General features: G+C 56.5%; 23 protein-coding genes. 3 read left to right on the top strand and 20 right to left on the bottom strand.

Annotated features, from left to right (window positions below; all coding sequences use genetic code 11):
* Positions 1–244: 244 nt before the first annotated feature.
* From DWX58_RS06385 to DWX58_RS06325, 13 genes are all read right to left on the bottom strand, one after another.
* On the bottom strand, positions 245–748 hold the full coding sequence (locus tag DWX58_RS06385) for a hypothetical protein (protein WP_118642140.1): 504 nt from the start codon (positions 746–748) through the stop codon (positions 245–247).
* Positions 748–1,206, bottom strand: a complete 459-nt coding sequence (locus DWX58_RS06380; RefSeq protein WP_118642139.1) for a metallophosphoesterase family protein — start codon at positions 1,204–1,206, stop codon at positions 748–750. The genes DWX58_RS06385 and DWX58_RS06380 overlap by 1 nt, the downstream gene beginning before the upstream one ends.
* Positions 1,203–1,670 carry a flavodoxin family protein gene (locus DWX58_RS06375; RefSeq protein ID WP_118642138.1) on the bottom strand — a complete coding sequence of 156 codons (468 nt, stop codon included), beginning with the start codon at positions 1,668–1,670 and terminating at the stop codon, positions 1,203–1,205. Before DWX58_RS06375 ends, DWX58_RS06380 begins: the two co-directional genes overlap by 4 nt.
* Positions 1,667–2,380, bottom strand: coding sequence for an SDR family oxidoreductase (locus DWX58_RS06370; protein ID WP_118642137.1), 714 nt, complete (start codon positions 2,378–2,380; stop codon positions 1,667–1,669). The genes DWX58_RS06375 and DWX58_RS06370 overlap by 4 nt, the downstream gene beginning before the upstream one ends.
* A 12-nt stretch (positions 2,381–2,392) precedes the next feature.
* Positions 2,393–2,707: a TIGR04076 family protein gene (locus DWX58_RS06365; RefSeq protein WP_118642136.1), complete on the bottom strand. Its 315-nt coding sequence runs from the start codon at positions 2,705–2,707 to the stop codon at positions 2,393–2,395.
* Positions 2,704–3,114: a peptide deformylase gene (locus DWX58_RS06360; RefSeq protein ID WP_118642135.1), complete on the bottom strand. Its 411-nt coding sequence runs from the start codon at positions 3,112–3,114 to the stop codon at positions 2,704–2,706. Before DWX58_RS06360 ends, DWX58_RS06365 begins: the two co-directional genes overlap by 4 nt.
* Entirely contained in the window at positions 3,111–3,683 is a 573-nt protein-coding gene (locus DWX58_RS06355; protein WP_118642134.1) for a DUF4886 domain-containing protein, read from the bottom strand. Before DWX58_RS06355 ends, DWX58_RS06360 begins: the two co-directional genes overlap by 4 nt.
* Positions 3,684–3,713: 30 nt before the next feature.
* Complete coding sequence (locus DWX58_RS06350) at positions 3,714–4,319, bottom strand: DUF1349 domain-containing protein (RefSeq protein WP_118642133.1); 606 nt, start codon at positions 4,317–4,319, stop codon at positions 3,714–3,716.
* A gap of 270 nt (positions 4,320–4,589) precedes the next feature.
* The gene (locus tag DWX58_RS06345) at positions 4,590–4,970 is read right to left on the bottom strand and encodes a thioredoxin family protein (protein ID WP_118642132.1); all 381 of its coding nucleotides are present in this window, start codon (positions 4,968–4,970) and stop codon (positions 4,590–4,592) included.
* A 48-nt stretch (positions 4,971–5,018) separates the two neighbouring features.
* Entirely contained in the window at positions 5,019–6,032 is a 1,014-nt protein-coding gene (locus DWX58_RS06340) for a permease (protein ID WP_199648719.1), read from the bottom strand.
* Positions 6,033–6,117: 85 nt separating this feature from the next.
* Positions 6,118–6,429 carry a metalloregulator ArsR/SmtB family transcription factor gene (locus DWX58_RS06335; RefSeq protein ID WP_118642131.1) on the bottom strand — a complete coding sequence of 104 codons (312 nt, stop codon included), beginning with the start codon at positions 6,427–6,429 and terminating at the stop codon, positions 6,118–6,120.
* Positions 6,430–6,661: 232 nt separating this feature from the next.
* Positions 6,662–7,921 carry a GHKL domain-containing protein gene (locus tag DWX58_RS06330; protein WP_118642130.1) on the bottom strand — a complete coding sequence of 420 codons (1,260 nt, stop codon included), beginning with the start codon at positions 7,919–7,921 and terminating at the stop codon, positions 6,662–6,664.
* Positions 7,915–8,655 carry a LytTR family DNA-binding domain-containing protein gene (locus DWX58_RS06325; protein WP_118642129.1) on the bottom strand — a complete coding sequence of 247 codons (741 nt, stop codon included), beginning with the start codon at positions 8,653–8,655 and terminating at the stop codon, positions 7,915–7,917. The genes DWX58_RS06330 and DWX58_RS06325 overlap by 7 nt, the downstream gene beginning before the upstream one ends.
* Positions 8,656–9,088: 433 nt before the next feature.
* Between DWX58_RS06325 and DWX58_RS06320 the strand changes: the two genes are divergently transcribed.
* Positions 9,089–10,285: a GGDEF domain-containing protein gene (locus DWX58_RS06320; protein WP_118642128.1), complete on the top strand. Its 1,197-nt coding sequence runs from the start codon at positions 9,089–9,091 to the stop codon at positions 10,283–10,285.
* Positions 10,286–10,519: 234 nt separating this feature from the next.
* Here DWX58_RS06320 and DWX58_RS15340 read toward each other — a convergent pair whose 3' ends face one another.
* From DWX58_RS15340 to mgtA (DWX58_RS06305), 4 genes are all read right to left on the bottom strand, one after another.
* A complete protein-coding gene (locus DWX58_RS15340; protein WP_199648718.1) occupies positions 10,520–10,687 on the bottom strand; it encodes a hypothetical protein in 168 nt (55 codons plus the stop codon).
* Between the two features lie 18 nt (positions 10,688–10,705).
* Positions 10,706–13,471 (bottom strand): magnesium-translocating P-type ATPase, encoded by a 2,766-nt coding sequence (mgtA, locus tag DWX58_RS06315; protein WP_118642127.1) that lies wholly within the window; start codon positions 13,469–13,471, stop codon positions 10,706–10,708.
* A gap of 211 nt (positions 13,472–13,682) precedes the next feature.
* Complete coding sequence (locus DWX58_RS06310; RefSeq protein ID WP_118642126.1) at positions 13,683–14,177, bottom strand: winged helix-turn-helix domain-containing protein; 495 nt, start codon at positions 14,175–14,177, stop codon at positions 13,683–13,685.
* Positions 14,178–14,194: 17 nt separating this feature from the next.
* Positions 14,195–16,849, bottom strand: coding sequence for a magnesium-translocating P-type ATPase (gene mgtA, locus DWX58_RS06305; protein ID WP_243093291.1), 2,655 nt, complete (start codon positions 16,847–16,849; stop codon positions 14,195–14,197).
* Positions 16,850–17,189: 340 nt separating this feature from the next.
* Between mgtA (DWX58_RS06305) and DWX58_RS06300 the strand changes: the two genes are divergently transcribed.
* Together DWX58_RS06300 and DWX58_RS06295 are read left to right on the top strand one after the other, a co-directional pair.
* On the top strand, positions 17,190–17,807 hold the full coding sequence (locus DWX58_RS06300) for a CatA-like O-acetyltransferase, family 2 (protein WP_118642124.1): 618 nt from the start codon (positions 17,190–17,192) through the stop codon (positions 17,805–17,807).
* Between the two features lie 60 nt (positions 17,808–17,867).
* Positions 17,868–18,626: a MerR family transcriptional regulator gene (locus tag DWX58_RS06295; protein WP_118642123.1), complete on the top strand. Its 759-nt coding sequence runs from the start codon at positions 17,868–17,870 to the stop codon at positions 18,624–18,626.
* Between the two features lie 97 nt (positions 18,627–18,723).
* Here the strand turns inward: DWX58_RS06295 and DWX58_RS06290 are convergent, their stop codons facing one another.
* Genes DWX58_RS06290 through DWX58_RS06280 form a run of 3 tightly spaced genes read right to left on the bottom strand, consistent with a single transcriptional unit; the run spans position 18,724 to position 20,414 of the window.
* Positions 18,724–19,395 carry a hypothetical protein gene (locus DWX58_RS06290; protein WP_118642122.1) on the bottom strand — a complete coding sequence of 224 codons (672 nt, stop codon included), beginning with the start codon at positions 19,393–19,395 and terminating at the stop codon, positions 18,724–18,726.
* Positions 19,385–19,984, bottom strand: coding sequence for a TetR/AcrR family transcriptional regulator (locus DWX58_RS06285; RefSeq protein ID WP_118642121.1), 600 nt, complete (start codon positions 19,982–19,984; stop codon positions 19,385–19,387). The genes DWX58_RS06290 and DWX58_RS06285 overlap by 11 nt, the downstream gene beginning before the upstream one ends.
* A gap of 19 nt (positions 19,985–20,003) precedes the next feature.
* On the bottom strand, positions 20,004–20,414 hold the full coding sequence (locus tag DWX58_RS06280) for a dihydropteridine reductase (protein WP_347559156.1): 411 nt from the start codon (positions 20,412–20,414) through the stop codon (positions 20,004–20,006).
* Positions 20,415–20,628: the final 214 nt, after the last annotated feature.

Genomic DNA, 20,628 nt, shown 5'->3' with positions numbered 1-20,628 from the left:
TGGCAGTCGCTGCACACATAGTGACCCTGGACGCAGCAGGCTTTGCTGGGCTCTTTTTTGTGGCAGATGGCGCACTCCATCATCTGCTCCTCGGTCCGGTATTCCAGCGGTGCGCCGCAGATCAGACATTCTTCTTGATTCAAATTGATCGCTCCTCCAAGTTTCGAAGTATGGACAGCTCCCATAGGGAGTGCAGACAGTGCTGGGCATCCTCCACCTGAGAAAAGGCCTCCGGCTCCTCCTTTCACGGGTTCCATATGGCAGAAATCCGGTCCAGTCCAAATCCGATGCCCTCAAAGCCCACGCACCGGCTGGGCCGGGTGTTGACGGCGTGGTCCAGGAGCGGTTGGGCCTGTCTGGCGGTGTCCAGGCACAAGTCAAGCGCCAGCACATCCTCCCACGCCCGGTTGAGAAAGGCCACCTCCCGGCGGCCGTGGGTCCGTGTGATATTGATGGAGGCGGCCCGGGACAGGTATTGCTCCACCGAGGCGCTTGAAAATCCGGAGGCCGTCAGACTGTCCAAAACGCCTTCCCGAAACAGCCCCGGCACATCCGCCCACTGGAAGGGCGATACGTCGTAGCACACAAAGGTGTACCGGCTGTGACTGTGGACAGCCAGCAGGCTCTTTCGTCCCCTCAAATCAATGACATGGAGATCCCAGCAGAAGCGCCGGTCAGGCTCCGTGCCGTAGTCCGGGGTCTTGCAGTGCAGAAACCGCTGAAGGGGAAAGGTCAGTCCCAGCTCCATCAGGTCACCTCATGGGGGATGGAAATCTTCTCCACCTGAAGGGCTCCATCCCGGACCTCCGCCATCATCATGGTGATCTCCTGGTGGAATCGCCGAGGGCCGCAGGAGCCGGGATTGAGCCACAGGATGCCGTCCTTTTCTTCCTGCACGTATTTGTGGGAGTGGCCGAACACCACCACGTCCACGCCGGAGAGGTCCGAGGGAATCTCTTTCTTGTTGTGGACCATGTAAAATGTTACGCCATCCAGAGTCACGGTCAGATCGTGGGGGATGTCCTCCGCCCACTCCTTGTCGTTGTTGCCCCGGACGACATAGAGGGGGGCGTACTGCTCCAGCTGGTCCACGATGCTCTGCTTGTTGATGTCGCCGCCGTGGAGAATGGCGTCGGCGGTGCGCAGATGGTCCACCACCTCAGGCCGCAATAGACCGTGGGTGTCGGAGAGAATGGCAATCTTCATGTCTTGGCACCTCTCTCATAGGTGTTTTTCAGCTCCCGATAAAACCTGCGGGCCTGTTCCAAATCGCGCTCGTTAGGGTGGCCCTTGGCGATGCCGCCCACCAGCTTGAAGGGGCCGAAGGTGTCATAGCCCTTGCAGGAAAACTCCCCCAGCACCGGACAGCCCTTTTCCCGGGCAATTTCGGCGATGGACTGGGCGCCGTGTCCCTTGGCACCGCCGTAGGTGTAGACAAAAAATACCGGTTTCCCCTGGGGCAGGTACTGCCGTGCGGCGTTTAGCACCGCCTTTTGAAATTCAAAACCGTAGATTCCTGAGGCAAAGCCCACACAGTCGTAATCCTCCAGACAGACCGCCTGGCATGCGGTCACATCAATGAGGTCCACATTTCCTTCACCGGCCATGGCGGTCAGCACCTTCCGGGTGTTGCCGTGATGCCGGGAATAGTAGCAGATGGCGGTTTTCATGGCGCAGAAACCTCCAAAGTCCAGCCAAAGTCGTTATGATAGATCATCTGGCGGGTCATTCCGCCGTCAATGCAGATGTTTTCCCCAGTGATAAAGCCCGCCTTGTCCGAGCAGAGGTAGAGCACCATGTTTGCGATATCCATGGGGTTGCCTACCCGGCCGGCGGGCTGCTGGATGGCGTCGGGCCCTTCATAGACCGCGTAGTCGGTATCGATCCAGCCGGGGGAGATGGAGTTGACTCGCACCCGGCCGGCAAGGCTTACCGCCAGTGCGTGGGTGAGGGAGGAAATGCCGCCCTTGGCGGCGGTGTAGCTCTCGGTCTGGGGCTGGCTCATCCGGTCCCGGGAGGAGGAGATGTTCACAATGGCTCCGCCGGGTGCAAAGTGGGGCAGAAACAGCTTGGTCAGGTAGAAGGGGGCCGTGACCCCTACCCGGAGGGCATATTCAAAATCCTCATAGCTGCACTGGTCGATGCCGCGCATCAGGGGAAGGGCGTTGTTGACCAGGAAATCCACGTGGCCGTGGTCGGCGATGACCTGAGCGGCAAAGGCCTCCAGAACGGCCTTGTCGCTGAGGTCGCCCACAAAATAATCGTTCGACAGCAGGTCAATGACACACACCTTGGCCCCGGCCTTCTGAAATTCCTCTGCAATAGCCTTGCCGATGCCCCTGGCACCGCCGGTGACTACGGCAACTTTGTCTTCAAACATGGCGTTTCCTCCTCAGTCTGCGTCCTCGTCCAGGGCCTCCACCAGAAAGCTCACCGGACGGAAGCCGTCGTTGCAGGAGAGCATGGCGGACCTGGGATTTTTCATCCAGCCGTCATAGAAGTTTTCTCCGCCGTGGCTCAAGGCCAGAACAAAGGGGGAGAGGGTGTCCCAGGCGCTCTGGCAAAAGCCCTCTGGCTTCTCCCAGCCGTTGGACAGGAAGACCTGGCCAACCTCCATGTCGCAGGCGTGGGAGATGGGATTTTCATACTGAGCCATCAAATCCTCATACCGGGTGATGCGCATCACGGTGATCTTGCATTTTTTCATATCAGGATGCCCTCACAGTGGTCAATTTCATGCTGGATGATCTGGGCTGTCCAGCCTGTAAAGGTTTTTACCCGTTCCTGGAATTTCTCATTCTGCCAGCGCACCTTGATGGACTTCCACCGCTTGGCCGAGCGGACGCCGGTGAGGGAGAGGCAGCCTTCCTCCGCGTCGTAAGGCCCGGATTTCTTCACGATCTCCGGATTGAACATGACCATGTATTGCCCCTCGTTGTCAAAGGCAATGATGCGCTTGTTCGCGCCGATCATGTTGGCTGCCATGCCCACGCAGCCGGCCTTGTGGTGCTCTAGTGTTTCCAGTAGGTCGGCGGCAATGGTAAGATCCTCCGGGGCGGCAGGCTCCGCCCTTTGGGCCAGAAAAGTTTCGTCTTTACAAATTTCACGAATCATAGCTTCGTCTCCTTCTGCTGGTGAATGGCGGATGCAAGCACCTCTGCCGCAATGCAGGCCCCCGCCTCGTTGGGGTGAACGCCGTCTTCTGCGTAGAGGCTCTGGGTCCCGGACAGGGCATAAAAGCGCTCGCCCACCGGGGCCAGGAGGGCGTGGTTGTCCCGGGCGGCCTTGCGGTATGCCTGGGACAGCCCGGCGGCCATCTCCTCATAGTCCCAGCCCTTGTGTTTCAGCTTGGCTCCGCCCTTCTGGTAGGCCCAGGTGGCATAAAGAATGGGAACCGCTCCATTGGAGCGAATTTGTTTGCAAAGCTGCTCCACGCTGGCAAAGAAGCGCTCGGGGGAAGAGATGGGCCCGTGGCTCATCTCCTGGAGCACCACGTAGTCCCAGTGTTCCTTGCTTAGTGCCTCTTGGGTCCGAGCCCCGAGGCTGGTGCGGGGGTTCAGATGCTCCGACAGCCGCGCCCCGCCCCGGGTGTGGGAGGCCACCTCAGCACCGGTGAGAGCGGAGAACTTCTGGGGAATGTGGCAGGCGGAGGTAAAGCTGTTGCCCAGCATAAGAATGCGCATGGTGTGCTTCCTCCCTTGTGGATTGCGGGGTCAGTCGGGCTGTTGTCCGTCATGGGCCTGCCACTGACATTCTGTCATGCACATGTGGGAGAACACCGCCGTAAAGGAGGAGTCCTCCGGGGAGCAGGCGTAGAGGCCGAACCGGATCACACCGCCGCCCTTGCGCATATGGCAGATCCGCATCTGGTGGAACTGGACGCCGTCCAGGGAGGATTCAATCCGGTAGTCGTCCTCCCGGCGGCTGAGCCGGTACCACATGGTCCGGATGCTGCCGTCGATGGCCGTGGTGGCCCAATCGGAATAGCCGTCGTTGGTCACCACGCTTCCAAGATGCTGAAAGACGCCGTCTTCATACTCCACCGAGGCCTTCAGCCAGTTCTCGCTGTCCAGATACAGAACAATTCCGCACTGGTCAAAGCGGTGCTTGCTGCTCGTAAAATCGGTTTTGACCACGAAGCTGAAGTAGGGCTCCTCCGTCTCCAGCTGCAGAACCGGAGCGTTGTCATTGCGGAAGTGATAATAGGTGCGCTGCCACAGATCGGTGTGGGGCTGGGTGGTAATCTCAATTTGTTCCGGCGAAATGTGGTACCGTTGAGGCGGCCTTGTCCAGATCAATTTTTCAATGGAAAACTCCATCTTTTTCCTCCTGCTTTCCCGGGCAGACGGCGCGGGGAGTCCGTCCCGTTACACTGCGGATGGGGGAGCGGACGTGCTCCTCTGATTTTGGCTTGTCACAGGCATTATAACACGGCGATGGGGAAATACCAAGGGGAAGGTAGCGCTGGAGTGGGAAGGGCAAGAAAACGGGCCGGGAGCAGTCCACTCCCGGCCCGCATCTAAGGCGCATGTAATCTTTGGTGAACCAACCTGTCCATCTGGTTGGTTCATGGGGCCCTGTCTCCTCTTTTACACGGAGGGAATCCCCAGCTTATTCAGCAGGGCAGTTACTTCCTTTGCGTTCAGGACCTTGCCCATGGCGACTACTTTTTCGTTCACAACCAGTGCAGGAATGCTCATTACACCATAGGCGGCGATCTTGGCCAGATCGGTCACATACCCCACCTGGATGTTCAGTCCCAGGTCGGCGACGGCTTCTTTGGTGTTTTCCAGCAGAGTGTGGCAAGATGTGCAGCCCGCGCCCAACACTTTGATGGAGAGCGGGCCATGGAATGAACCGCAGGCTGTGTTTGCGGTGTCGGCAGCCACCTCAGCTGTGGGGCAGTCGCACTGACAGGAACAGGCGGGAGCCTTTTCCACATGTTTCTTACCAAATCCAAACAGTCCCATATAACATACCTCCAAAATAATAGTTTTAATTCTGCTGTGTACCAGTTTTTATACCAGCAGGAATTGAACTGCGTTGAAGAAGTAGCCCACCAGGACAATGCCCATGGTGCAGATGGCGATGAAGGCGGCCAGCAGTTTGGGCTTTACCGCTTTTCGCAGCATGATCATGGAGGGCAGGCTCAGCGTGGTGACAGCCATCATGAATGCCAGAATGGTCCCCAGTCCAGCGCCTTTATAGAGCAGGCTCTCCGCCACGGGAATGGTGCCGAAGATGTCCGCGTACATGGGAGTGCCCACCAATGTGGCCAGGATCACCGCAAAGGGATTGCTGCTGCCCAGAATCTGTTCCACCCATGCCTGGGGAACCACGTTGTGGATAAATGCCCCGATTCCAACTCCGATCAAAATGTACGGGGCCACCTTTCGGACGGTCCCAAGCAGCTGCTCTTTAGCAAACTGGAGCCGGTCCCGGCGCGTCAGCCTTTGGCCTTCCATCTCCATGTAAGGCGCGTTTCGGATAAAATCCTCCACGTACCGCTCCATACCCAGCTTTTCCAGCACCGTGCCGCCCACAACCGCGATGATCAGGCCAAGGATGACATATATAACCGCGACCTTTGCGCCAAAAATGCTCATCAGAAGGACCAGGGAACCCAAATCCACCATGGGAGAGGAGATCAGGAAGGAAAAGGTCACCCCCACCGGCAGACCGGCACCGGTAAAGCCCATAAAGATGGGAATGGAGGAGCAGGAGCAGAAGGGCGTCACCGTACCCAGCAGCGCCGCCACCGTGTTGGCGCCAATGCCGTGGAACCGCCCCAGAATTTTCTTGGTGCGCTCGGGAGGAAAATAGCTTTGAAGATAGGAGATGCCAAAAATCAGGACCGAGAGTAAAAGGAAGATTTTAATGGTGTCATAGATGAAAAATTGCAGTGCGCCGCCCAAAATGCTGTCCAGTGATAGCCCCATAGCAGTCAGTGCGTCGCCAATCAGGGCGTTGAGCCACTTCATTCTAAGGACTTGGTCCTGAACAAACAGCCAGCCCATCCGAATTGCTTCCATACAAAGTTCTCCTTTCGAGGGGTAAACAGTTCTAAAATTTTCGATTTAATTGCCGGAAGAAAAGCCATCGGTCAAGCGATGGCTTTTAGGTTTGGCAGGTGCAGCTGCCCAAATCGCAGGTATTCTTTTGCGTCAGAATCTCCAGCAGTTCCTTGGCGTAGGCGCTGCCTTCGTCACTGATTCCGTAGTGGGTCCATTTTCCATCGGGACGCCCCACCACAATGCCCGAATCACATAGAATTTTCATGTGATAGGACAAGGTTGACTGGCTGATATTCAGTTTTTCCAACAGGACGCAGGAGCACTGCTCTCCGCTGCGAAGCTGATCCAAAATCTGCAAACGGTTCTCATCGCAGAAGGCCTTGAACACCTTTGCGTCTGCGGCATAGTTGCGCATAGCGGCACCTCATTCAAATCTACTTTATTCGATTGGTCTGTAGTATATACCACAAATCGAAAAAAGTCAATGGGAGCTTCCACAAAATGTTCCGTCCGGGTGGCTTCCCGTGCACCGGTTGGGCGTCGGGGTACGCAGAAAACCGCAGATCTCACAGAGTGTTGGCCAGTGAGACCTGCGGTTTGGAATGTGGCTTATGGCTGCGTGGAGCACTTATACAAGTGGTTTGACCTTACAGTACTAACCGGAATCGAAACCAGCCGTCTGTCAGGTCAAACTGGCAGATGGCTCCGTTTTTTTGGCAAAAAGCGGAGATGGACTGTACGCCCAGGCCATGACCTTCCTTTTGTGCCACCGGCAGACCGGCGCGGTCGAAAGAAATGTGGTTGGTGCACGGATTGGAAATTTCCAGCATGACGCTGGGGGCTCCCACCATCTTGCAGCGGATGTTCCGCTGAGACCGGGGAAGGGGCAGGTTGGCATGGATGGCATTTTCCAGGGCGTTGGCCACTACGATGGCCAGTTCACCTTCGTCCACAGGGAGCGCATCGGACAGGCCGATTTTAGCGTCCACGCGGATTCCCTGGTTTTTGGCCTGGTCAAAGTAGGAGGTAAAAACCGCATCCAGCACCGGCGGGCGGCACCAGCGGACGACTTTTTGCTCGTCCAGCCGCTTTTGGGCGGCGTCCAGAAAATCCAGCGCGGCCTCCTTGTCTCCCCGTGACACCAGCTCTGCAACAGCCTGGAGCCGGTGGCGCAGATCGTGGCGCTGGGTGCGGATGGCATGTTCCGCTGCTTGTACCGCTTCCATGCGGCTTCGCAGGGCCGAAAGCTGCAAGGCCGACATCTGTGCGCTGTGCCGCGCCTCCGCCTCCTTTCGGATGTTTGAAAACAGAAACATCAAAATAGAATAAACCCCCAACATCAATAGGCCAATTGCCGCTTTGATGATGGTGCTTCTCCAATCGAAGCCCGCATATCCGGGGATCAGGTAGACGGCGATGATGTAGTAGGTCGCCATTACCAGACAGATCAGCCACCAGCCCCGGTGCAGCTCCAACAGTATCTGGAAAAACAGGGGACGCAAAAAGCGGACCAGAAACCAGATGACCCCGGTGCTGAGGACCGTGCAGGACAGCACCAGCACCCAGAAGCGGCTGCCAGACAGGTGGTAGATCAGTCCGGATATGTGGTGAATCAGCGTACAGAACAGAACGACGGAGAGCTGCTGGAAGATGAGCCGCCATCCCCGGAATCGGCTGAGCGTGAAAAGGAGCAGGATCAGCGGGATGTGGATGGTCATGGCATAGGTCCAAAAGGCAGTATCCACATCGACTGCCCGGTACAGGGCGGCTACCGCTGCCATGAGAAGGACCGTGACGATGGAAACGATGAAAATGGTGCGCCGCCTGGAATATCGGCTGTCCATAAACAGAAACGCCATAATCATATACAGCACCGTCAAATACTCCATGATAAACAATTCTACCATGGGTCCTTCTCCTCCAGCCAGTAGCTGCCCCAGGCTTTTTTGAATTCCGGAGCAGCGCTCCGGGGCAGTGCCACGACCTGGCCGTTATCCAGCAGGGCACTTTGGCCCTTTACCCCGGTCACATGCTGGAAATTCAGTATAAAGCTGGCCCCACACAGGCAAAAGCGCGGGTCAGCCAGCAAAGGCGCGGCTGCTTCACGGAAGGAAACTCGAATGGACTGAGAATCTATGGCGCGATCGGTGCAGTAATAGCGTATGCAGCGTCCCACTCGCTCCACATAGCGGATGTGCTCCAACAGAATGCGCCGAGGACCGTCGGCCGTAGAGACCACAATGGCGCTGCTTCGACGCCGGTTTATCTTCTCGACTGCTCCATCCAGAACGTGGAAGAGTTTTCCCTGTTCCACCGGCTTCAGCAAATAGAAAAAGGCCCGAACATCGTAGCTGTCGGCGGCAAAGTCGTTGGAGTTGGTGAGATAGATGATCTCGCCGCCCTTACCCAGTTCCCGCAGGTGCCGGCCAGTTTCAATGCCGCTCAGCTCCGGCATGAGGATGTCCAGTATGTAGAGGTCAAAGCCGCCTGCCTCCTCGGCTCTGGCCAGCAGAGCGTGACCGCTCTGGAAGGCCTCTACCTGTCCATCCAGCGTGGAGTGGGACTGGAGATAGGAGGTCAGCAGCGCGGTGGTCTCACTTCGCTGTTTTTCCTCGTCGTCGCATATGGCAATCCGCAGCATGTTCGCCCTCCTCCCAGCGTAGGACAACAAATTTTGCGCAAATATCAGCAGATTTTGAATCGCTGCTGGCTAATTTTAGCCTGATTCGTACAATGAAAATAGCATGGAAGCAAAACGTCGTCAAGAGGGGTTCTCAAAAGAACGTCAGTCCATGTTCTGCCTCTCTAACGCCAGTGACCGGCAAGATCACCTGCCCGCTCCAAAGCCGGACGGCTTCGTGTGGAACCGGCAGAGTTGTCCTGAACTTACGCGGAGGAACGACCACCTGCCGATGGAGAGCGGCCAGTGTTAGGTTTGCCGCTGTGCGGATTTTTACCTGAACAGCCTGGTAGCAGCGCAGGTGGAAATCTGCTGCCGCCCGGAGACGGATTGTGAAACGCTATGTAGCGCGCGGTATTCTGTGTGATCATCGCTTCAAGAGGAAGGTTTAAGGATGGGCAAAGTTCAAAATTTATTCAGGTATGGATTGCTTGAAAAAATGAGAATTTCCAGTTATATTCAACAGGAATTTTTGCAGGAAAACGTTCGGAAAAACAACTTTTCCCTGCAAATTATATGCTTGATTATTTTTGTGACGGAGTTTGCAAACATCGCCCGGGTGCTGTTTTGGTCCCGGTCCGGTCTGGGATCACGGAACAATCAAATCTATTTTTCCATGTACTGCCTTCTGATTTTTCTTGGGATTCTATGGCTGGTGCTGCGGCGCGTGCTGAAGAACGCCTCGCTGCGCAGCCAGAGGACAGTTCAGTACGCCGTGACCGGTTTGATTTTTTTGTGGCATATAGGACTGAATACCTATGACTTATATCGGGATCCTTCCTCGGGGACAACGGTGCTGACAACGGCGCTGTTGGGATTGGCGTTTCTGATCCAGGCGCCGCCATTGGTCAGTACAGTGCAGTTTTCAGCGTACTATCTGCTGTTTCGAATGATCACGGCCCCTTTGCTGGATGCAGGCGACCGGCTCAACATGACCATCACCTTTGGGGTGGCGCTGGCGGTGTCTCTGGCCAATGCTCACCACACCGCTGACGCATTGAAGAAGCAGAAGCAGGTGGTGGAGATCAATGCAAAATTGCAGGAGCTTCTGCAGCTGGACCCCTTGACAAGGCTGCTGAACAAAACCACGGTGGAGTGCTGGGTGGAGCAGACACTGGGTGATCCTGGACGGGCGAACCGGTCGGGCGGAGTAGTCTTGTTCCTGGTGGATCTGGATGAATTTAAAAAAATCAATGACCACTACGGTCATCCCTGCGGAGATTATGTACTCATACAGACGGCGGAAGCTATACGCCGCACCTTTTCAAATGCGGCAGGTCTGGGACGGGTCGGCGGAGACGAGTTTGCCGTGTTTTACGATTGTCTCCTGACAGAGTCGCAGGTTCTCGCCCTGCAAGAGAAACTGGCGGAGCAATTGGAGGCCATTCAATGGCAGAGCCAGCCAATGATGGTGCGGAGCAGCGTGGGCGCGTGTATCTGTACCCACCTCCAATGTACTTACCAACAGCTGTATGCGGAAACAGACCAAATGCTGTATCGCGCCAAGGAGCTGGGTAAGGGAAGATGCTGCATCCGACGGCTGGAAGCAGAGGATACCCATGAGCGGAAGAAAAACAGGGCAGAAGTGTAAGAGCAGGCCGGGAGAACAGCAGCGCAGCACGAAAGGATTGTCTCGATCAAAAACGAGAACTAGGAAAGGAAGCACGGATTCCCCCAATGTTCCGTGCACGGCAAAACAGGGGCTGATTCACAGAGAGATCGATGTCCACTGCCCGAAGAAGAGGCAATTTGGAGGAAATCGATGTTCTCTGGAATCAGCCCCTGTAATTTATGGAATAAACGGCTGAAGTGGGAAAGAGAAAATTTACGGTTCTTCTTCTCTATGGGCCTTTTGGGGCTTCATCCCCCAGAACACGACATTCATCATAATGACAATGAGCAGTACCACGGACATGGCCACCCAGAATCCCATGTCGATTCCGCAAAAGGACGTGCGTCCAAACAGGTCCATCCAAAGTTTAGACCAGATCATAAAGAATTCCTCCCAACGTCAAAGTAATTCGCCGTAGTGGCGTACATAGGCTTTTTTCAGGCTGGTGGCCAGCACCATGTAGAGCAGGATGCAGGGGATCAGATAGGCAAAGTAGGCGGCAGGCAGAGCGACAAATCCCAGCACAGCGCCGAAGGGGGTGAAGGGGATGATGGTCAGTACAGCGATGCCGGTTAAGGTGAGCAGGGTCAGGGGAGCGGAGGCCCGGCTCTGGAGGAAGGGGAGCTTGGGGGTGCGGATCATGTGGATGACCAGGGTCTGGCTCCACATGGATTCCACAAACCAGCCCGCCTGGAAGAGGCCGATGTACTTTGCCTGCATCAGAAGCAGCTCCGCGCCGCTGAAATGGGCAGCCAGGTCATTGAAGAGCACGCCACCGGAAACAAACATGGGGCAGAAGATAAAGTACATGAAGAGATAGGTGGTAAAGTCGAAGATGGAGCTGGTGGGCCCGAGCCAGAGCATAAAGTTGCCCACGCTGGAGGCGTCCCACTTCCGGGGCTTGGAAATAAACTCCTCATCCACATTGTCCCAAGGGATAGCGGTGCATGACAGGTCGTAAATGAGGTTGAGGAAGATGAGGTGTACGCTCATCATGGGCAGGAAGGGCAGCAGGGCAGAGGCGGCCAGCACCGAGAACATGTTGCCGAAGTTGGAGGAGGCGGTCATCTTGATGTATTTGATCATGTTGGCGTAGGTCTTGCGCCCCTCGATGATGCCCTGCTCCAGCACCATCAGGTCCTTTTCCAGCAGGATGATGTCCGCCGATTCCTTGGCCACATCCACCGCGGTGTCCACGGAGATGCCAATGTCGGCAGCCTTCATGGCGGCGGCATCGTTGATGCCGTCTCCCATAAAGCCCACGGTGTGTCCGCTTTCCCGCAGCACCGAGACTACCCGGGCCTTCTGGTCGGGGGTGAGCTTGGCAAACACATCGGTGGACTCGGCCGCCTTTGCCAGCTCCTGGTCACTCATGGCGTCCAGGTCGGAGCCCAGCAGCATGTTGCGCACTTTCAGGCCCACCTGCTTGCAGATGGTGCGGGTCACCTTGTCGTTGTCACCGGTGAGAATTTTGGTGGTCACACCGTGGCGCTTCAGCGCCCGGATGGCGTCGGCCGTGGACTCCTTGGGCGGGTCCAGGAAAGCCAGGTAGCCAATGAGCACCATGTCCCGTTCGTCCTTGACCCCAAAGGCTCCCACGGGGGAGGGGTTGCTCTTCTGAGCGATGACCAGCACACGAAAGCCCTTGTCATTGAGAGCATCCACCGTCTCGAGAATCCGCTGCCGCACCTCGCCGGTCAGCGGCTGGACGCCGCCGTCGCACTCAGCAAAGGAGCAGATGGAGAGCATCTCCTCCACGGCGCCCTTGGTTACCATCTGGGTCTTTCCGGCCCGGTCCTGAACCACGGTACTCAGCCGCCGACGGGCAAAGTCAAAGGGAATTTCATCCACCTTTACATAGTGCTCCGACAGATCCACCAGCCGGGGGTCCTCCGCCTCGGCCTCCTCCGTTTTGCGGATGATGGCCAGGTCCATGAGATTCTTGTAGCCGGTCTGAAAATAGCTGTTGAGGTAGGCGTGGCGCAGCACCCGGGTGTCATCCTCGCCGTTTACATTGAGGTGGTATTCCAGCACCACCTGGTCCTGCGTCAGGGTTCCGGTCTTGTCGGTGCACAGAATGTCGATGGCGCCGAAGTTCTGGATGGAGTTGAGGTTCTTGACGATGGTCTGCTTTTTGCTCATGGACACCGCGCCCTTGGCCAGGCAGGTGGTCACAATCATGGGCAGCATTTCCGGGGTCAGTCCTACGGCGATGGAGATGCCAAAGAGGAAAGCGTCCAGCCAGTCCCCCTTGGTGAGGCCGTTGATGCAGAAGACCAGGGGAACCATCACCAGCATGAAGCGGATGAGCACCCAGGAGACGGCGTTTACCCCCTTGGTAAAGCTGGTTTCCGCCGCCTCTCCCGCCACTGCGGAGGCCATGGAGCCAAAGAGCGTGTCGTCGCCCACGCAGACCGCCACGGCGACGGCGCTTCCGGAGACCACGCTGCTGCCCATAAAGGCAATGTCGGTATAATCCGTAGTGCTCTCCTTGACCTCATTTGCCTGGGGCTGTTTTTCCACCGGCTCGCTTTCGCCGGTGAGGCTGGCCTGGCTGACAAACAGGTCCTTGGCTTCCAGAATGCGTACATCGGCGGGAATCATATCTCCGGCGGACAGATGAACAATGTCCCCCACCACCAGCTCGTCCATAGGAATCTCCACATGTTCCTGTCCCTTGCGGGTCACCGTGCAGGTGGTGGTAATCATGGCCAGCAGCTTTTCCGCCGCACTGCCGCTTCGGGATTCCTGAACAAAGCGGAGGGTGCCGGAGATGATGACCATGGTGAGAATAATGACCACGGTGAGGCAGTCAAAATCCTCCGGTACACTGCCAAAGAGGGAGAATATTGGAAATACCATGTCCGTCATGGTGGACACCAGGGCCAGGCAGAGCAGAATGGCGGTGAAGGGATTGACAAAGGCGCCTGCCAGCCGTCTGGGCAGGGATTTTTTCTTCTCGTGGGTCACCTTGTTGCTGCCGTATTTGGCCCGGCTGGCGGTGACGGCCTCCGGGTCAAGCCCGCTCAGGGGCGCTTGAAGCGCACGGAGAAGAGCATTCACCGGGGCAGTTGCCGCGTCCTGAATGCGGCGGTTCTGTTCATCGCGGAGGACAGCCTGCTGGGCTGCCTGGCGCGCCGAACGGCGCGTTTCGTTTCTGTTCATGGTTTCTTACCTCCTTGTATGGGTTCAAGGCGGTACAGTGGATGGGAGCCGGAACTCCATGTGCGCTGCACTGTACCAAACTTCGTGGACTGCCGTCAGAATCCATGTTGTTCCCTCCCTTCCTGCGTCCTGAATGAGTATAAAAAAACCGCAAGAAAAATCACATGGTCAAAACCTTGCGATTTTCTTGCGATTTGGTCAGAATTTGAATTTACAGCTTGTCGCTGAATTTGTATCCAATGCCCCAGATGGTCAGGATATAACGGGGAGCGTCGGGGTTTGGCTCAATTTTCTTCCGCAGCTTTCGGATGAAGGCCATAATGTTGCTGTCATCCAGTAAGTAGTCGCTCTCCCATACGGCCTGGTAAATCTGTTCCTTGGTAAATACCTCGCCCCGGTTGCGGGCCAGAAAATACAGAATATCAAACTCCTTGGGCGTTAAGGAGATTTCTGCGCCGTCCCGGCTGACTCTGCGAAGCCGCAGGTCGATGGAGAGGTCGCCGCAGCGGAGAATGTCCTCGGACACGGCCTCGTGTTCGCCATCTCCCAGCTCCAGCATGAGGGACTCGGTGCTGCCGTTCATCAGGTCTCCCAGCCCTTCCAGCAGCTCCTGAGCGGCGCGGGAGCGGGGCGCGGTGGGGAGTGTATCGGCAAGCCAGCGCGCAAGGGAGAAATCCAGCGTGATAAATCCGATGTGTTTTTTCATCACAGATTCCTCCTCTCTTACAGCAACTCATGGCAGCGGCGGATATACCAGCTCTTGGCCAGCGTGACCCAAAGCAGATACATGGAGACGACGGCGGCCAGAAAGCCAAAATAGACTGGGGGCAGCGGGGTGAGCCCCAGCGGTCTGCCGGCCGGGGTAAAGGTCAGAACGGTAAAGAACAGGGTGCCCAGCAGGGTAACCCACATCACCGGACGGGAGGGCCTGCTTTGCAGCAGCGGCACCTCGGGCGTACGCAGCAGGTGCAGAATCAGCACCTGGGTCCACATGGATTCCAGGAACCACCCGGTTTGAAAGAGCGCAATGAAGGAAAGCTCCCTGCCGCTCCCCGCCAGGGAGGCAAAACTTCCCCCGCACACGGCGGGACACAGCACAAAGAACAGATACGAAAAGGTGAGAATGTCAAAAAAAGAGCTGATGGGGCCGAAGAACCGCATAAAGCGGCCCAGGGTCCTGCCGGACCACTCCAGAGGCCGGGCACAGGTCTCCTCGTCCACGTGGTCCCAGGGGAGGACCAGACACAGGATATCATAGAGGAGGTTCAGCAGCAAGAGCTGCAGCGATGTCATGGGGAAGAAGGGCAGAAATACGCTGGCAACCACAATGGAGAGGATGTTGCCGAAATTGGAGGAGGCCGTAATCTTGATGTACTTGGACACGTTGGCAAAGGCCCTGCGGCCCTCCTGAATTCCCTCCTCCAGCACATTCAGATCCTTTTTCAGCAGGATCACATCCGCGCCTTCCTTGACAGCCTCCGCCGCGGTGTCCACGGATATGCCCACATCCGCCTCCACGATGGCGGGCAGGTCGTTCATGCCGTCCCCCAAAAAGCCGACCGTATGTCCATTGGCCCGGAGGTGCTGCACGATCTGTACCTTCTGTTTAGGGGACAGCTCCGCAAACAGGGTGGTGCGCTCAATTTTAATGGGGAGCTCATCCTCACCCAGCTGCTCCAGCTCTCGGCCGGTCAGTGTCTGAGCGGTGTCAATGCCCAGTCTCCGACACACGGAAACGGCAATATCCCGGTGATCTCCGGTCAGCACCCGCACGCCCACATGGAGCTGCTGCAGCTTTTGAATGGCTCCGGCGGCGCTCTCCTTGGGCGCGTCAAAAAAGGCCAGATAGCCCAGCAGAATGAAGTCGTGCTCGTCTTCCGGGGACAGTGTCGTTTTTCTCAGGGGCTTATAGGCTACCGCCAGCACCTTCATCCCGTCTTCCAGCATCTCGTCCACAATGGCCCGGACGCTTTCGGTTCCGTCACCGGATATCTGGTGGCGCTCGCCTTTGTATTCCACGCTGCTGCACCGGCGGCATACCTCGTCAATGCTGCCCTTGATGAGCAGCAGGTTTTCGTCCTCGTGCCGTACCAGAACGCTGGCAAACCGCCGCTCATAGTCAAAGGGCAGCTCGTCCAGCTTGCTGTGGCGGGCAGCCAATGCCTGGAAGTACGGCTCACGGCCCGGCATCCGGCGGCACTGGAGAAGCGCACTGTCCAGGTGGTTTTTCACTCCGGTGTGATAGAGGCTGTTCAGATAGGCAAAATCCAGAACCCTTTGGCTCTCGTTGCCCAGAATATCCATGTAATATTCCAGCGTGATTTCGTCTCCGGTCAAGGTACCGGTCTTGTCCACACAAAGGATGTCCATGCTGCCGAAGCCCTGCATGGCGTTGATGTTCTTTACCACGGTCTGCTTTTTTCCCATAGCTGCGCTGCCCTTAGCCAGACAGGCGTTGATGACCATGGGGAGCATTTCCGGCGTCAGACCTACGGCAACCGACAGGGCAAACAGAAATGCGGACACCCAGTCGCCCTTTGTCAGGCCGCAGGCAATCAGCACCACCGGAATCAGAACTGCCATAAAGCGGATGAGGACCCATGCAATGGAGTTGGCCCCCTGGTCGAACCCATTTTTTCGGGGAGATTCCGCCCCGGCAAAGCCGCCGTAAACGGTGTCCTCCCCCACGGCCAGGACCACGCCCTCGCCGCTGCCCCCGGTGAGGGCGGAGCCCATAAAAACAAGGTTGCGGTACCCGGCATAGGATTGGGCCTGCCCCTGGGGGAGTGTGTCGGCGTCTTTTTCCAGAATTTCGCTCTCGCCCGTGATGACCGATTGGGAGACAAACAGATCCTTGGCCGCAGTCAGCCGAATGTCGGCCGGGACACGGTCTCCGGCGGACAGACGGACCAGATCGCCCACCACCAGCTCGGTGGAGGAGACTCTGTTCCACGTTCCGTTCCTGCGAACCAGCACCGTGGAAGCGATCATCCCTGTGAGGCGGTCTGCAATGCGCTTCGCCCGCAGCTCCTGGGTGAACCGTACTGCGCCGCTGGTGAGCAGCATACACAGAATAATGACGACGGTGGTGATGTTGCGGCTGAAGTTGGAGGCCAATACCACATCGGTCAAAAAGGAAATGCAGGCCAGTACAAATAGGATGATGGTGAACGGGTTAAGAAAAGCCCGCCGCAAGCGGTAGAGTACCGTGTCCGAGGCCCGGCCAGAGAGACGGTTTGTCCCGTATTGCGCCCGGCTTTCTTCCGCCTGAGTGTCGCTGTAACCTTGGTCAGAAATGTGAAAATCCCGGTACAGCGTATCGATGTCCATATATGCGTAATCGAGTACACGCCGATGGGCGATTGGACTTGTTTTCATAGCCTCACCTCCGCAGGGTTTTTCTATCATACCATAGAATGGCCTTGCTGCGAGGGAGAAAATCCTTGCTTTTTTCTTGCTTTCTGTGGCTCATTCCACTTCCGCCGATCCATACCTGATTTTGTCAACATGATTCACCGGGACGTTTGCTTTGTACCCTGGTAGCCCCAAATAGGCAGTGGGGATTTGCAGGAATGGTTTAAAATCCATTGCCGTATTTTTTGTTTCCAGTTATACTATATACCTGAAATTTCTCACCGTGAGCCCAAACAGGACCCACCGCCTGCCACTGAGACGGCAGTCGGCCGAACCGGCTTGGGCGAACAGAATGGAGAACAATATGAAAGAAGTAGATCCCAAGAGCACCTCCCGGGAGTTGGCCTTTGAGCTGTGGATGAAGGCTCCCATGCCCATGGTGACCCTGATGAAGACACTGGATGTAACGGCGTTGGTGCGCATGAGCCGGAAACGGGGGTATAAATTCAATATGCTCCTTTGCTGGTGCATCGGGAAGGCGGCAGCTCGGACGGAGGATTTCTACCTGCTTCCGGTAGGAGAGAAACTCATCCAGTATGACCGCCTGGCGGTCAATACGGTGGTATCTACCCGAGATGGTGGCATCGCCACCTGTGACATTCCCGTTTCCTCTGACTTGGAGCAGTTTAATCAGGACTATCTGGAGCTCACTGGGAAAGTCCGGGAGAGCGGGAAGAGCTATGAACTTGGGGAGGAGTATATGGTCATCGGCACCTCCGCTCTGGCGGGATACGAGATCGACGGCGCGGTGAACATCTACGCCGGGTGCTACAACAATCCCTTCCTCATCTGGGGCAAATACCGAAAAAAGTGGCTGCGTGCCACCTTGCCGGTGTCCTTCCAGTTCCACCACACCCAGATGGACGGCATCCCGGCCGCGGAATTTTTGGAGCGGCTTCAGCAGGAAATCTGCCAGCTTTAAAATTCTCCCTTGACTTTGACGCTCCGTCAACTGATACAGTATCCCCAAGGAGGGATGTTTATGGAGTATTCCATTCAGGAGCTGTCGCGCCTGTCCGGGGTGACCACCCGCGCCCTGCGCTGGTATGACCAGATCGGTTTGCTGAAGCCCAGTCGGGTGGCGGAGAGCGGCTACCGCTATTACGGAAGAGCAGAGGTAGACCGACTGCAGGACATCCTCTATTACCGGGCCCTCGGGGTGGAGCTGGCCCGCATCAAGGAATGTCTGGACGATCCCTCTTTTGACCGTCTGGCCGCCCTGCGAAGCCATTTGACCGCCCTGGAGGCGGAGCGGGAGCGGCTGGAGAAACTGATCCGGTCGGTGAAAGACACCATCGGAGCGGAAGAAAGGAATGAGATCATGCGCGATGAACAGAAATTTGAGGCCTTCAAAAAGCGAGCTGTGGAACACAATGAGGAAACCTACGGAGCGGAGATCCGGGCCAAATACGGAGACCAAGAGGTGGATGAGGCCAACGCCGCGGTGATGAATCTGACTCAGGAGCAGCACCAGGAGTGGACGAACCTGGGCCGGGAGATTCAGGAGCGGCTGGAGGCTGCCGTCCAGGCCGGGCTGTCCCCGGAGAACGAGGAGGGCAAGGAAATTGTCGCCCTCCACCGCCGGTGGCTCACCATCACCGGGAACCGGTACGACCCGAACAAGCACCGGGGAATTGCGGAGCTCTACGTGATGGACGAGCGGTTCACCGCTTACTATGACAAACGGATGCCCGGATGCGCCCGCTTCCTGCGGGACGCCGTCACTCACTGGGTGAAGTGAACATGGCTGCCGGCTGCGGTTCGCAAATGGCAGGCGGCTAAGCAAGAAAAATTCTCCCACACTGTGTTCTGTTCCAAAGAGCATAGTGTGGGAGAATCTATTTTGACTGCAGTCCCCTGCGCAGCATCCCAATGGTGATGACGACGATCACAACATAAATCACGGCGCTGGAAGCGGCGGACACCGGGAGCATATGGTTCTCGCCAGTCTCGGACCTCTTGACCATGATAAGAGTATTCTGCAGGGTCAGGATGGCCACCAAAGCGTCAATGAAATTGACGGTTCTCAGTTCCGCGATCAGCATATTCCCGCCGGAACGGTGCCGCTGCCGACGAATGTGGATGGAGGCCATGGTGATCTTCCAGGTGGTGTAAGTCGCCATAGCGATGGCCGGGATCAGGCCCATGGACACTGGCTTATCCAGCACCACCATCATGGCGATGGGGAGAATCAGTGCCAAATCCAGCGCCAGCAGTAAAAAGGAGCTGACAAGAAAGGTACGGCGGCGGCAGCGGTTCTGCTCCGCTTCATCCCGCAGCCGGTTCCGGTGCTCCGTGAAAAGGACCATGCCGCGAATGGCCATGAGAAGGAGATAAAAGATGCCGATGCTGCCGTGCCGCACAGACCCGTGGCAAAGGCCCAGATATCCGTTGTACAAGGCAAAGAGAGCTGTGCAGCCGAAAGACGCCGCGGCACTCATCAGAGTCTGGTAAAGGTAGTTTTCCCGCCAGGCCCGGAGAAGCTGCCCGGCCAGGCCGTTAGGTCTCATAGCCGCCGCCTTTCGGGCGCACGCAGGCCTCAATAATTTGGGCCACCGTCTCCACATCGTCGGAACAGTCGTGGCGCAGCCACTCCTTGACGATGGCAATGATACCCTCTACGTAATAGGCCATGTAATAGGGGCGGTGGGCGGCTGGAATCTCAAACCGCTCCAGAATGGGGCCTAGGATACGTTGTTTTAGTTCCCCATACCTTGTATGAGCCTGCATGCTGCCTGGATTTCGGAAGGCCGCGCGATAGACCCTCTTGTTGTCCCGGATGAAGCGGAGGTAGGGGAGAAGATATTCCCGGGTGACCAGCACCAGATCTTCCCGCTCGCGGCTCTCCATGTTTCCCAGAACATCATTTTCCTGCTGTGGAAAATAGGAAAGAAATCGCTGGTTGATCATCTCCAAGGTCTCGTTTACCAGATCGGAGATGGTCTCATAGTGCAGGTAGAAGGTAGATCGGTTCACCCCGGCCTGGTGACAGATCTCTTTCACCGTAATATATTCCAGGTCCTTCTCCTCCAACAGGGCCAGGAGGGCCTCGTCCATCCGCAGGGCGGTATTGAAGTATTTGCTTTCGGACTTGTTCATCTGCCGCCCTCCTCACCGTTTATTCTGCTGATTCGCTGATTTCACGTGCCAGCTGCATGATCTCAAAGGCGTACTTTTCTTTGCCGGAACGCAGGAGCTTTTTGTAGATGGGGTAGTTCAGACATACACCCGCAATACCCAGAATCCCAAGAAGGACTCCGACACCCGTCAACAGAGTGCCGCCGCTTCCAATCACCTGCATGGAAAGGCACATCCCCACGCCAAGGACCAGGGTCATCAGAACCCCAAAGCTGTAGGCAAAGATATTGGCCGGACCTTTTGCTTTTCGATCCAGTTTTTTCAGTGCGACCACCTTGGAGGCATCCTTGGGGGCGTATTCGTTGGCAATAGCTTCCGCAAAAATTTTATCTGTGTTCATGGCGTTCTTTTCCTCTCTTGATTCATTCTTCGCAGCTGCTGATAGAATCATAGAGGATACAAGGAGAAAAGAGAACAACACGGTTTTGGTTTTGTGCTGATTTCAAACACTGCATCATTATGAAAAATCGCAATTCTGATATTCATTGTATCAGAATTGCGACTCCCATCATAGCCTTAACTTACTTTGGAAAGAGTGGGGAGGTGTATAAATCCATGGTCTCCCATGTCCCTTCCGAATGGATGCTGTATCTCCACTCTCAGCA

The sequence above is a fragment of the Pseudoflavonifractor sp. AF19-9AC genome, from assembly GCF_003478995.1.
Lineage (GTDB): Bacteria > Bacillota > Clostridia > Oscillospirales > Oscillospiraceae > Lawsonibacter.
Note: the sequence above shows the minus strand (reverse complement) of the source record. Positions and strands in the feature narration are given on the sequence as shown.